General features: G+C 45.8%; 15 protein-coding genes and 1 tRNA gene. 11 read left to right on the top strand and 5 right to left on the bottom strand.

What is annotated here, in order from left to right; translation table 11 throughout:
- Nucleotides 1-42: 42 nt before the first annotated feature.
- The gene (locus AOC06_RS07615; RefSeq protein ID WP_215379922.1) at nt 43-672 is read right to left on the bottom strand and encodes an MOSC domain-containing protein; all 630 of its coding nucleotides are present in this window, start codon (nt 670-672) and stop codon (nt 43-45) included.
- A 273-nt stretch (nt 673-945) separates the two neighbouring features.
- Between AOC06_RS07615 and AOC06_RS07610 the strand changes: the two genes are divergently transcribed.
- The 10 genes from AOC06_RS07610 (at nt 946) to AOC06_RS07565 (ending at nt 8808) form a co-directional block, all read left to right on the top strand.
- Complete coding sequence (locus AOC06_RS07610; RefSeq protein WP_215379921.1) at nt 946-2043, top strand: linear amide C-N hydrolase; 1098 nt, start codon at nt 946-948, stop codon at nt 2041-2043.
- Nucleotides 2044-2048: 5 nt separating this feature from the next.
- Nucleotides 2049-2666: a flavin reductase family protein gene (locus AOC06_RS07605; protein ID WP_215379918.1), complete on the top strand. Its 618-nt coding sequence runs from the start codon at nt 2049-2051 to the stop codon at nt 2664-2666.
- A gap of 31 nt (nt 2667-2697) precedes the next feature.
- Nucleotides 2698-2774, top strand: a tRNA-Met gene (locus AOC06_RS07600).
- Between the two features lie 54 nt (nt 2775-2828).
- The gene (locus tag AOC06_RS07595) at nt 2829-3350 is read left to right on the top strand and encodes a DUF2878 domain-containing protein (protein WP_255879933.1); all 522 of its coding nucleotides are present in this window, start codon (nt 2829-2831) and stop codon (nt 3348-3350) included.
- Nucleotides 3351-3489: 139 nt separating this feature from the next.
- Nucleotides 3490-4575 (top strand): recombinase RecA, encoded by a 1086-nt coding sequence (gene recA / locus AOC06_RS07590; RefSeq protein ID WP_439650702.1) that lies wholly within the window; start codon nt 3490-3492, stop codon nt 4573-4575.
- Between the two features lie 4 nt (nt 4576-4579).
- Nucleotides 4580-5107 carry a regulatory protein RecX gene (locus AOC06_RS07585; protein WP_215379912.1) on the top strand — a complete coding sequence of 176 codons (528 nt, stop codon included), beginning with the start codon at nt 4580-4582 and terminating at the stop codon, nt 5105-5107.
- A gap of 187 nt (nt 5108-5294) precedes the next feature.
- Nucleotides 5295-6464 (top strand): ADP-forming succinate--CoA ligase subunit beta, encoded by a 1170-nt coding sequence (gene sucC, locus AOC06_RS07580; protein ID WP_215379911.1) that lies wholly within the window; start codon nt 5295-5297, stop codon nt 6462-6464.
- A gap of 16 nt (nt 6465-6480) precedes the next feature.
- Complete coding sequence (sucD, locus tag AOC06_RS07575) at nt 6481-7374, top strand: succinate--CoA ligase subunit alpha (protein WP_215336282.1); 894 nt, start codon at nt 6481-6483, stop codon at nt 7372-7374.
- 80 nt (nt 7375-7454) lie between these two features.
- A complete protein-coding gene (locus AOC06_RS07570; RefSeq protein WP_215379909.1) occupies nt 7455-8162 on the top strand; it encodes a TerC family protein in 708 nt (235 codons plus the stop codon).
- Nucleotides 8163-8289: 127 nt separating this feature from the next.
- Nucleotides 8290-8808, top strand: a complete 519-nt coding sequence (locus AOC06_RS07565; RefSeq protein WP_215379907.1) for a pilin — start codon at nt 8290-8292, stop codon at nt 8806-8808.
- Nucleotides 8809-8837: 29 nt separating this feature from the next.
- Here the strand turns inward: AOC06_RS07565 and moaC are convergent, their stop codons facing one another.
- Entirely contained in the window at nt 8838-9317 is a 480-nt protein-coding gene (gene moaC, locus AOC06_RS07560; RefSeq protein WP_215379906.1) for a cyclic pyranopterin monophosphate synthase MoaC, read from the bottom strand.
- Between the two features lie 22 nt (nt 9318-9339).
- On the opposite strand from moaC, the gene AOC06_RS07555 reads away from it, so the two are divergent.
- The gene (locus AOC06_RS07555) at nt 9340-11058 is read left to right on the top strand and encodes a M48 family metalloprotease (RefSeq protein WP_255879932.1); all 1719 of its coding nucleotides are present in this window, start codon (nt 9340-9342) and stop codon (nt 11056-11058) included.
- 12 nt (nt 11059-11070) lie between these two features.
- Here the strand turns inward: AOC06_RS07555 and AOC06_RS07550 are convergent, their stop codons facing one another.
- Genes AOC06_RS07550 through AOC06_RS07540 form a run of 3 tightly spaced genes read right to left on the bottom strand, consistent with a single transcriptional unit; the run spans nt 11071 to nt 12795 of the window.
- Entirely contained in the window at nt 11071-11505 is a 435-nt protein-coding gene (locus AOC06_RS07550; protein WP_215379904.1) for a nuclear transport factor 2 family protein, read from the bottom strand.
- Nucleotides 11506-11526: 21 nt separating this feature from the next.
- A complete protein-coding gene (gene waaF / locus AOC06_RS07545; RefSeq protein ID WP_215379902.1) occupies nt 11527-12555 on the bottom strand; it encodes a lipopolysaccharide heptosyltransferase II in 1029 nt (342 codons plus the stop codon).
- A gap of 51 nt (nt 12556-12606) precedes the next feature.
- Nucleotides 12607-12795: a zinc-finger domain-containing protein gene (locus AOC06_RS07540; RefSeq protein WP_215336267.1), complete on the bottom strand. Its 189-nt coding sequence runs from the start codon at nt 12793-12795 to the stop codon at nt 12607-12609.
- Nucleotides 12796-12802: the final 7 nt, after the last annotated feature.

Below are 12802 nucleotides of genomic sequence, written 5' to 3'. Positions count from 1 at the left end.
TTACTGAGCTTTAATAAGAACCCGACCTCTTGGTCGGGTTTTTTATTCCCATAAATCTTGCTGTTTACTGCGATTGAGTAATGCCGTATTTTGATCGGCAATCGATGTTTGGCGGCTGCCAGGTATGAGTTCGATACCGGCACCAGCAGCGAGTGCGCCGACCCGATTGACCCTGAGATACCAGCCACTGAAACCCGATTGCAGCATGGCTTTAGCGGCACCTTTGTATCCCATCTTGGCATTGAACTTAAAGCAGGGCTCGCGCAGTTTGACTACGGTGAATTCAAGATCGCCGATGATGAGAATGTCACCAACGTATACATTGGTCTCGAGTAAGCCTTCGATAGTGAAGTTTTCCCCAAGCGATCCTGGCGTTAAATTGACAGGCCGTTTTGTTTCTCGCGTGAGGAGTTCGTTCCAAAAAGGGTAATGTTCGGATGGATATACATAAATGGCTTTTTCAATTCCGCCATGAACTGTGAGGTCGGCCTGCTCATCACCTTGCACACCCAGCTTGGTAATTTCTACTGAAATGGGATTATCGAGATTGCTAATCGATTGCTTATGAATAGCTGATACCACCCTAGAGGGTTCGGAACCGTTTTGAGCAAATAGTCCGCTTACTTTTCCAATGGAAATGGAGAGGAGCTTTCCAGAGTGAGCTTGAGTCATATTACGGTCACTTTCAGATGGGCTTTAAAATAGGGGTAATGACTTACTTTTATGAATACTTGCTGCCATTGCTTTACCGCGTCAGCATCTACCTTGCAAATTCATTTCTGGATGATCCAGCAATGCTGGCTTTTGCCTTTTGCTAAGAATGTAGCAAAGATAACCCAAATTGATGCCTTGCGCTAATGGCTTATCCCAATAGGGCTAGTCATAAAGAGTGGTTAGTATTGATTCATTAACTCATCCATCTATTCATTCGGTAAGGTTTTCATCATGATTAAGAAAATACTCACGATAGCGCTTGCAAGCACTTTTGCTTTGAGCCCGCTGACAGGTAATGCCTGCACTAGTTTTTTATTAAAAGGTAATGATGGTGGCTTTGTATATGGCCGTACGATGGAATTCGGTTTACCCCTCAGATCCCAGCTCACAGTCATTCCTCGCAATTATCAAGCGCAGGGTGTTGGCGTAGACAGCAAGCCTGGCTCTGGCTTGAATTGGACCACTAAATATGCCGCTGTCGGAATGAATGGCTTAGGCCTGCCAGTGCTAGTCGATGGTATGAATGAAAAAGGCTTGGTAGGGGGTTTGCTGAATGCACCCAATACTGCCGAGTATCAAAAAGTAAGCCCTGCTGATTCCGCTAATAGCATCGCTTCTGTGCAAATGCTGATGTATGCCTTAACGAATTTTGCGACTGTTGGTGAAGTAAAGGTCGGCTTTGAAAAGATCAAAGTGAACCGTTCAATTATTCCTGCATTCCATAATCAATCAGCGCCAGTTCGGATGACTTTGCATGATGCAACAGGTAAAAGTATTGTGATTGAGTACCTGAAGGGCGAGCTAGTAATTACAGATAATCCCGTCACTGTGATGACCAATGATCCTGCCTTTAGGGATCAGCTCAATAGTATTGGTAACTACGCAAACTTGACACCAGTTGAAAAAGATCCGATGGTCATTAATGGGGCTACTTACGTACCACCGAGCTCTGGCAGTGGCTTGCATGGTTTACCTGGCGACTATTTGAGTCCAAGCCGCTTTATTCGTGCACTCTTTCTATCAAAGTCTGCACCAACTAACGTGAGCACTGAGCAGCAAACCCATACTGCTTGGCATATCTTGGGTAGCTTTGATATTCCTCCTGGCGCGATTAGCTTGCCAGCCTCTAATGCTTACGGCGGTGGCGCCGGTGGAATTGAGATTACCGAGTGGACTGTTGTAGCCGATAACAAAAACATGATGTACTACGTCAAGATGTTTGAGACTACGAATGTGCAGTCATTTGATATGAAGAAAATCGATTTCAATGCTAAAGATGTTAAGTATTACGATCTGAATAAACCTCAGACCTATATTCCAATTAATTAAAACGTATGTCGCAGATGTATTCCTATGAACCCAAGAATGGACATGGCTTATCCCATGATCCATTTAATGCCATTGTTGGGCCCAGGCCGATTGGGTGGATCTCTTCGCAAAGCAAAGCGGGTGTAGCCAATCTTGCTCCTTATAGCTTCTTTAATGCCTTTAACTATATTCCACCCATCATCGGTTTTTCTAGCGTAGGCTACAAAGATACGGTCAGAAACATTGAAGAGACGGGTGAGTTTGTTTGGAACTTAGTTACCAAAGATTTGGCTGAAGTGATGAATCAATCTTCAGCCGCTTTTCCACCCGAAACCAGCGAGTTTGATGCCCTCAGCCTTGATAAGGCTGCATCCAAATTAGTGATTCCTCCAAGAGTAGCGAAGGCTAAAGTTGCATTTGAATGTAAGTGCACCGAGATCCTTCAACTCAAAGGGATTTCAGGGGAAAAAGTGGAGACTTGGTTGGTATTGGGGGAGGTGGTGAATATTCATATCGATCAATCTTTATTAAAAGACGGTATTTATGACACTGCTACTGCAGGTCATATCCTCAGGGCTGGCGGCCGAGGTGATTACTTCATAATTGGGCAAGATCAGCTCTTTGAGCTATTGAGACCTCGCTAAGAGTTCTTTTTCACCTTATAATCATGAGTTCGGCGAATTAGCTCAGCTGGTTAGAGCGACGGAATCATAATCCGCAGGTCCGGGGTTCAAATCCCTGATTCGCCACCAAATCCAAGGCCATTGCGTTTCGCAGTGGCCTTTTTCATATCTGGGGTTTAATGAATGATGGCTAAAGTTTGGAACTTTATTTTCTTTCAAGTAGGGTGGTTTGCTTGTGTTTTGGGTGCAGCCCATAACCAGGCATTCTGGGCGGTACTTGGAACCCTGCTCTATGTATTTTTTCATATATGGCAATCTGAGGATCGGAAGGCGGAGGGGGTTCTATTATGCAAAGCGTTTATATACGGAGTGAGTACTGACTCACTAATAATGAATTTAGGCTTTTTGGGCTTTAATGATCTTTGGCCCAGTCAATATTTATCCCCTGCTTGGATGTGGGCGCTATGGGTATTGGTCGCCAGCACGATCAATGGCTCTTTGATCTGGTTAAAAGGGAGGCCCATATTGGGGGCTGCACTGGGAGCAATTGCAGGACCCCTCTCATACGAGGCGGGAATGAAGTTGGGAGCGGGTAACTGGGGTATGGGTGATAAATTGCCTGGTATGGTCCTGATATCTTTAGTGTGGGCTGTCGCTATCCCCTTATTTTTCTATTGGAATAAAACAACAAGCGACAGGGTCTGAAAGAAAAATCTGTAAATTCCTTGGCATGAGGGCTTGCAAGAACTACTGTTTTTATATACAGTAACTGCTAAGTTGTTAAGCAGCCAGTAAATCTACGGGAAATAGCCCTAAACATAGCGAAAAAGGAATCAAAATGGCCTTGGATGATAAGAAAAAATCAGCCTCTTCAGAGTTTGAGGGGATGAGCGGAGACAAGCAAAAGGCGCTAACAGCAGCATTAGCGCAGATTGAAAAGCAGTTCGGCAAAGGCTCCATCATGCGATTGGGCGATGCTGAGATCAGCCAAGATATTCAGGTCGTATCCAGTGGCTCATTGGGTTTGGATATTGCACTTGGGGTTGGTGGTTTAGCACGTGGTCGCGTCATCGAAATCTACGGCCCAGAATCTTCCGGTAAAACAACCTTAACCTTGCATGCCATTGCAGAAATGCAAAAGTTAGGTGGAACCTGCGCATTTATCGACGCAGAGCATGCTCTGGATGTGCAGTACGCATCCCGCTTGGGTGTGGATGTCAATAATTTACTAATCTCTCAGCCAGACACTGGTGAGCAAGCATTGGAAATTACCGATGCATTAGTGCGCTCAGGCTCAATTGACTTAATCGTCATTGACTCCGTAGCAGCTTTAGTACCAAGAGCAGAGATTGAAGGCGATATGGGTGATTCATTGCCAGGCTTACAGGCGCGTTTAATGAGTCAAGCATTGCGTAAATTGACTGGCGCCATTAAGCGGACCAATACAACAGTCATTTTCATCAACCAAATTCGGATGAAGATTGGTGTGATGTTTGGTTCCCCAGAAACTACTACCGGCGGTAACGCTCTGAAGTTCTACGCATCGATGCGTTTGGATATTCGCCGGATTGGCAGCATCAAAAAGGGTGACGAAGTTGTTGGTAATGAAACCCGCGTCAAGGTCGTTAAGAATAAGGTTTCACCACCATTCCGCGAAGCTATTTTCGACATCATGTATGGCGCTGGTATCTCTAGAGAAGGCGAGATTATCGACATGGGTGTTGAGGCAGATTTAGTTGAAAAATCGGGCTCTTGGTATAGCTATAACGGCGATCGTATTGGTCAAGGCAAAGATAATGTCCGCGATTTCTTAAAAGAGAATCCAGAAATTGCTAAGGATATTGAGAGCAAAATACGTGAGAAGTTGGGTGTCAAAGCCGGTACAGCAGTAGTAGCAGATGTAATAGGCGAAGAAGAGGAAGTCGAATAATTCGATGTCTGAATTTAGCGGTAAAGCCAAACAAAGCCCGAGTTTAAAAGCTCGGGCTTTGCGCCTTTTATCTTCAAAAGAATATAGCCGTAAGGGTTTGGCTGCTAAGTTACAAGAGTCGATGGCGCGATCGATGAAAAAAGAGCTATCGGCTAGTGATGCTGAGCCCAAACTGGCTGCAGCTGATGTAACGAAACAGATAGAGGCAGTCCTCGATGATTTTGAGGCTTGCGGCTGGCTCTCGGATGAGCGCTTTGCTGAAGCCCTTGTGCGGCGTCGAAGTGAGCGCTATGGGGCACGCAAAATTCAGGATGAGCTCTTACAGGCTGGGGTTGATCCCACAAAGACCAGCACCTTAATGCAGGGATTAAGGGAAACCGAGCGAGAGCGGGCCCAAGAGCTTTGGGAACGAAAGTTTGGAGTTCTGGCTGAGGATCAGAAAGAACGAGCCAGGCAGTACCGTTTTCTGGCTTCAAAGGGCTTTAGTGCCGATGTGGTGATCAAGATTGTTGGCGGCCGTTCCCTAGACTAGGGGAATTACGGATAGATCAGGCCATCTTGCGGCGTTGCAGCATGCTAGACTTCAGAGGTCGATAAAGCCTGACAGATTTATTCAATTTGCTTGTCACAAGCATGGGTGAAAATCTCTGACTAGAGGGTGAAGTTGGCCTTACTAATCCACATCACTTCCATCAAAAGATACCGTTTCCGGAGTCATTATGAAAATTCACGAGTACCAAGGCAAAGAACTTTTGCGCCAATTTAATGTGCCAGTTCCTAATGGCATACCTGCATTTAGTGTTGATGAGGCTTTGGCTGTAGCTCAAAAACTGGGCGGACCTGTTTGGGTGGTGAAGGCGCAAATTCATGCGGGCGGCCGAGGTAAGGGCGGTGGCGTGAAGCTGGCTAAGAGCATGGATGAGGTAAAAAAATATGCTTCAGAGATTTTGGGTATGCAATTGAAGACACATCAAACCGGTCCAGATGGTCAGAAGGTTAACCGTTTGCTGATTGAAGATGGTGCAGATATTAAAAAAGAGTATTACTTCAGCATCGTGACTGACCGTGGCACACAAAAGAATGTGATCATGGCTTCTAGCGAAGGTGGTATGGATATTGAAGAAGTTGCTGCCACCCATCCTGAAAAAATTATTAAGGTGTTTGTTGATCCATTGATTGGTTTGACAGACGCGCAGTGCGATACGGTAGCTAAGGGTATTGGTATTCCGGATGCGTCGATACCGATGGCTCGCGATGTATTTAAAAACCTCTACAAGACTTATTGGGATACCGATGCATCCTTGGTCGAGATTAATCCATTGATTCTCGAAGGCAACGGCAAGATTAAGGCCTTAGATGCCAAATTTAACTTTGATCCAAACGCCCTGTATCGCCACCCAGAAATCGTTGCCTATCGCGATATCGACGAAGAAGATGCAGCCGAGATTGAGGCTTCTAAATTTGATCTTGCTTATATCTCCTTGGACGGCAACATTGGCTGCTTAGTGAACGGTGCCGGTCTAGCAATGGCAACGATGGATACGATTAAGTTATTCGGTGGCGAACCAGCCAACTTCTTGGATGTCGGCGGTGGTGCTACTGCTGAGAAGGTGACCGAAGCTTTTAAGATTATGCTGAAGAACAAACATGTTGAAGCAATTTTGGTCAATATTTTTGGTGGAATTATGCGTTGTGATGTGATTGCTGATGGTGTAGTAACTGCTTGTAAAGCAGTCAATCTGACTGTACCTTTAGTTGTGCGCATGAAGGGTACCAATGAAGAGTTAGGTAAAAAGATTCTGGCTGAATCTGGTTTGCCAATCATCAGCGCTGACTCCATGGCTGAAGCTGCAACCAAAGTTGTTGCCGCTGTTGCTAAAAACAAATAATCAGGGAACTCTGAAAATGTCTATATTGGTTAATAAAAATACTAAAGTGATTACGCAAGGAATTACCGGTAAGACCGGTCAGTTCCATACTGAAAAATGCCAGGAGTATGCCAACGGCAAGAATTGTTTTGTTGCTGGCGTAAATCCCAAAAAAGCAGGCGAGTCGATTTTCAATATTCCGATTTATGGAACTGTCAAAGAGGCTGCTCAGCAAACTGGTGCAACTACTTCAGTCATTTATGTACCGCCTCCAGGTGCCGCAGCGGCTATTTGGGAGGCAGTAGAAGCAGATCTTGATTTTGTGATCTGCATTACTGAAGGCATTCCCGTCAGAGATATGTTGGAAGTGCGCAATAAGATGAAGGCTAAGGAAGCGGCTGGCGGTAAAAAGACTTTATTGCTGGGGCCAAATTGCCCTGGAATCATCACGCCTGATGAAATCAAGATCGGCATCATGCCAGGACACATTCATAAAAAAGGTCGCATTGGGGTTGTTAGCCGCTCAGGAACTTTGACTTATGAGGCTGTGGGTCAGCTCACCGCAATCGGTTTAGGTCAATCCACTGCTGTTGGTATTGGTGGCGACCCTATCAATGGTCTAAAACATATCGACATCATGAAGATGTTTAATGAAGATCCCGATACTGATGCAGTGATCATGATTGGTGAGATTGGTGGGCCTGATGAGGCCGAAGCAGCACGTTGGTGTAAAGACAATATGAAAAAGCCCATCGTTGGTTTTATTGCGGGTGTCACTGCCCCTCCCGGCAAGCGCATGGGCCATGCCGGCGCATTGATTTCTGGTGGAGCCGATACTGCAGATGCCAAATTAGCCGTGATGGAGGAGTGTGGCTTTAAAGTGACTAAGAATCCATCTGAGATGGCAGCTTTATTGAAGGCAATGTTGTAAAAAGCTTGTTTTGACATAGGGCAGGCAAAAAAGTCTGCCCTATGATGTAGTTCATAAATAAAAATAATGTAGGAGACAACATGGACTTTTCAGTTTTATCAGAAGCGCCATTCTGGACAGCTTTACTATCCATCATCGTTGCAAATATTCTCCTGTCTGGCGATAACGCCGTGGTAATTGCGATGGCCTCCCGTAATCTTGCTAAAGATCAGCAAAAGCGGGCGATCTTTTGGGGAAGTGCGGCCGCTATTGTTTTGCGTGTGATATTGACTGTGACGGCAGTCCAGTTATTGGCACTTCCTTACTTAAAAATCATTGGCGCTATCTTATTGGTCTATATCGGAGTTCAACTCTTGGCTGATAGCGGTGAGGAAGACGAGCTTCATGGGCACTCTAATATTTGGGCTGCTATACGAACAATCTTAGTGGCTGATCTGGTCATGAGCCTTGATAATGTGATTGCAGTTGCTGCAGCCGCTCAAAAAGGCCCTGAGGAAACACGCCTTATTTTGTTAATAGTCGGTTTAGGGCTTTCTATTCCGCTGATCATTTTTGGTAGCTCTCTGTTGCTCAAGGTGATGGATCGCTTTCCAGTCATCATTACTGTTGGTGCGGGCCTTTTGGGTTTGCTGGCCGGTGGAATGTTGGTTGAGGATCCTGCAATTAAAGATTCAATGCAAGCGGCTATGGCTGATGCCCATATGATTTTTGAGGGGATTGGTGTTGTGATTGTGATCTTACTAGGAAGTTATTTAAAAAAGAAAGAAGCTAGCAAGACCCTAGGGTAGATCACTTTAAGAGTGCATCTTTTTCAGAAAAGCCAGTCTTCAATACTGGCTTTTCTGACTTTAGGAGGGGTAGAAATTTCTTGGTGCAAGGTTGAAGATCTTGCTTTTCACCTCAGGAGATTTTGATATGCAAAAAATAGTTCGATTGGATGATCAATTGCTTGATGAGCAAGAACGGGGATTTACCTTAATTGAGGTAATGGTGGTTGTGGCCATCATTGGAATATTAGTTGCAATAGCGGTACCGCAGTATCAAGACTATATCGCCCGTAGTCGCGTGGTTGAGGGTATGAATTTGGCTTCTAGTGCAAAACTTGCTGTAACGGAAGCTTTTGCCAGCCGTGGGACTGTCTCGATGGATGAGGCCACTCAAGGGTCCTTCTCATTTAACCCAACTAGAAGCGTTAAGGAAATTGAAATTACTCGATCGGGAGTAATTGCCGTTGATTACCAAGTGAGTGTTGCGCCTGAAGGAAAGAATACTTTGCATCTAGTTCCCACAAATGATCCTGATGCAAATATCCCCAGGCCAATTGATTTATCAAAACCTGAGGGTTCAACCTGGGCTGGCGGTTGGACTTGTAGGTCGGCAGAAACGAACCTATTGCCTCAGTTGCTGCCTTCAGAATGCAGGACTTCTAAATGAGTCTTGAGGTCGCTAGATGCGACCTCAATTTACTTATTGGATTTCCACTCTCCAGATTTACCACCACTCTTCTCAAGTAGTTTGACTTCACTTATTACCATGCCGCGGTCTACTGCTTTGCACATATCGTAGATGGTGAGGAGGGCAACTTGGACTGCGGTGAGCGCTTCCATTTCAACACCGGTAGGGCCGGTAGTTTCAGCTTGAACCGTGCAGTGGATAGAGTTCTCTTTTAGGTCTGACTCAAACTCTAAGCTGACGTGTGTCAGGGCGAGGGGATGACAAAGTGGAATCAGGTCAGATGTTTTCTTGGAGGCTTGAATCCCTGCGATTCTGGCGATGCCTAAAACATCACCCTTCTTATGGCTACCCGCTTCAATCATCTGAAGGGTTTCTGCCTGCATGAGGATGCGACCTGAGGCAACTGCAATCCGATGGGTATTGGGTTTATTTCCAACATTAACCATATGGGCTTGGCCACTGTCATCAAAATGGGTAAGTTTGTTCATGGATTAGTTTTACCATATAGGGATGGATGATATAAAAATATCGTATTTGACATCCCTTGCTCGGCGTTATCTGACCTATTTTCTGGTCATGATTCTGACGATGTCGAGTAATACGCAATTGGCATGGGGTGCCAATACGGCGTCTGCGGCCCCTTCAGGAGATGTTTCTGTCGAGGGAAATTCAGCTGCGATTCAGAATATTGGGCGAGCCATGCAATCCCCCGATGCCCGCTCTGCTAATTTACCCACACGCTCAGCGGCTCCAACCCAGCCAAATATTATTCTTCCAGACATGGGCGACCCGGGTGGAGATGCGTTAAGTCGGATTGATGAACGTAAGTATGGCGAAATGATCATGCGACAAATTCGGCCGGATCCGGACTACTCGAATGATTTACCCCTTTACGATTATTTGAATGAGATGGAAAGACGTCTGTTGCAATCAGCCAAACGCATGCAATTGGGCGGTGCCAATGAGCAAGGAAGTGGCTCTTATCAGTATGAAATCTTTGCTGTCAAAGATAGCTCGATTAACGCTTTTGCATTGCCTGGTGGATTTATCGGCTTTCATACGGGCTTAATTGTGAGCGCCGAAACAGATTCCGAAGTGGCTTCGGTGATGGGGCACGAAACTGGGCATGTTCTGCAGCGACACATGGCGCGTCAGCTGGATAAGCAATCGACCAATACGATGATCGCCTTGGCGGGTATGGTGTTGGGTGCTCTTGCAGCTTCGCGAAACCCTAGTGCTGCTGCTGGGCTGATGCAAGGCGGTCAAGCTATTGCCGTCAATAATCAGCTTTCATATTCTCGTGATGCAGAGCGAGAGGCAGATCGAGTGGGATTTCAGATTTTGAGTGGCAGCGGTTACGACATTCATGGAGCACCAGATTTCTTTCAACGCTTACAAAAAGCCACTGGCATTATGGATAGCGGTGTGCCTGCCTATGTTCGCACCCATCCCCTAACAACGGATCGCATCGCGGATATGCAAGATCGGGTTCGTTCCATGCCTAACCGCACCGTTCCAACTAATATTGAGTTTTACTTTATTAAAGCCCGCGCTCGACTGGAGCAGTCTGGAACAACTAGTGGACTTTATGATCTCAAGAATATTTTTGACAGCCTGAGTAAACAAGCGCAACCCGGAAAGCAAATGGAAGGTCTGTATGGCCTTGCTCTGATTGCACAACGCCAGGGAAAAATTGATCAGGCTGAAGCTTACCTTCAAGACGCTCGTAAAGTTGCCCATGCAGAAATTGCACCGAACTCTTCTGTGCAAAGACAGAGCCTATCCTTAGATATCACTGCTTCTGAGTTGGCGCTTGCCAAAGGAAAAAATGACGATGCTCTACAGATTGCGCAGGCTACCTTAAAGGCATACCCCCAATCTTATGCAGCAGGTGCCGCCCTCATCAATGCTGAGCTCAAAATGGGGCGAACCAATGAGGCAATTTCATGGCTGAAGGCGCACACTAAAGCTCAGCCAAATGAAATCCTTTGGTGGGGGCTCTTATCTCAAGCTTATGATCAGGCAAAAAATGATCCAATGCGCCATTACGCTTTAGGTGAGAAATATGCTTTGGAGGGGTCCTGGAATGCAGCAATTGAGCAGCTGAAAATTGCCAGATCAATAGGGGGATCTGATTTTTACCAAGCCTCTATGATCGATGCTCGCTTAAGAGATATGCAGAGACGTTTTCAGGAAGAGCAAAAAGATCTGGGTAAAACTAGTGGTTAGTATCGAATAGATTTAGTGTAGACCATGAAGAGTCGTAGGGGCATCAAAAGTATCTTCAGTAGAGTGGCTGGCATGTAAATGAGCGATCCGCCATCCTTGACTATCCTGCAGTAATACCAAAGTAATGTTCAGAAAGAAAGCCGCTTCAATTTGATCTGCTTTCAAATGGACGGCTTCAGTGGTGTCATAAATTGCTGCACCCAGAATTGTGTGACCAATGCAGGCAATTGGCTCCAGAAATAAGGGCTGTTTGGACAACAATCTCTCAAGGCCATCCCGAATTTCTGCATGACCCGTTAGGCGCTGACCTTCTGGTAAAACGCAAGTAATGGAATCATCATCAAGCCAAATATCGAGAGCAGTTTGTACATCCCGATTTCTGAGGGCCTCACGCCAAGCATCAACCACGTCATCTGCGTTATGAAAGAGTCTGGCAAGTTTTGACATGTTGGCTTTCTGAGTGAGTTCTTATTCTGCGGTAATGCTATTAAACACCCGTTCTGGGGAAATTTCCTTGAGACAGTTTAGATGCCCCAAAGGGCATTCTCTGCGATGACAAGGGCTACAGGGTAAGTTCAGCCAAATGATTTGTGCCTTATTGGATAGAGGCGGGGTATGTTTGGGGTCGCTAGATCCGAAGATGGCAATTTGTGACTTCTTCAGGGCTGCCGCAATATGCATTAACCCAGAGTCATTGCTAATCACAGTCTTACTAAGGCCAATGACTGCCATCGCTTCATCAAGCGAAGTCTGCCCGCACCAGTTATGAATTCTGCCCGGATCTTGCTGAGCAATTATTTGACCTGAGTGATGATCGCTCTGGCTGCCTAATAAAATAATTTGATTTTCGATGTTCTGACCCAAGATCTTTTTAGCGAGTTCTGCAAAGTACTCTGCTGGCCAGCGCTTAGTGACACCATATTCTGCACCGGGACAGAAGATATACAGTGCATGTGGTTTGATATTGGCACGCGCTAATTTATCTTGCGTGGTGTGAGTGATTTCAGCAGAGCTTTGTAAGCTGGGAACTGGCGATCCGATATTTTGGGCTTGCCCCTCGTTATTAAGAAGATGGGCTAGTGCTAAATAGCGCTCAACCATCGGAGGCCGCTCTGTTTTGCTTGGATTGTTCAGTGCAAAATTAATGAGACCAAAGCGCGCTTCACCACGATAACCAATACGAAATGGAATGTTTGCCAGCCATGGAATGAGTGCAGATTTAAAGCTATTAGGCAAGACATAGCAAGCCTGATAAGACTTTGCTTTCAAGCCCTGTGCTAATTGCTTGCGCAAGGCCCATTGCAATTTTTTATGCTCAAGGGGGGCTTCAATTACAGAATGAATTTCTGGACATGCTCGGTATATTGGGGCTACCCATGGAGTAGCCAAAACATCAATTTGTGCCTTGGGGTAATTGAGCTTAAGTGCCGCCAAAAAAGGCTGAGACATAACAGCGTCTCCAATCCAGTTAGGGGCAATGATCAGAATACGGTACATAAGAGGGTATCCCGATGACGCATCTCAATATTGGTGGAGATGCGAATGGATTTAGTGCCCGTGGGGCGCTGTTCCAGGAATGAGTTTGTATTCGGTGCCACAGTATGGGCACTTCGCTTCGCCGGTATCAGTGATATCCAAAAAGACTCGTGGATGAGAGTTCCAGCTCGGAGTTTTATTAGTTGGACAGTGCAAAGGCAGATCTTTGCCGTCCACCATCACAATATTTGCTTCACTCATATGAGTT

The organism is Polynucleobacter paludilacus, assembly GCF_018687595.1.
In the GTDB taxonomy this organism is placed as follows: domain Bacteria; phylum Pseudomonadota; class Gammaproteobacteria; order Burkholderiales; family Burkholderiaceae; genus Polynucleobacter; species Polynucleobacter paludilacus.
The sequence above is the reverse complement of the archived record's forward strand: the minus strand, read 5'-3'. Positions and strand labels throughout refer to the sequence as shown.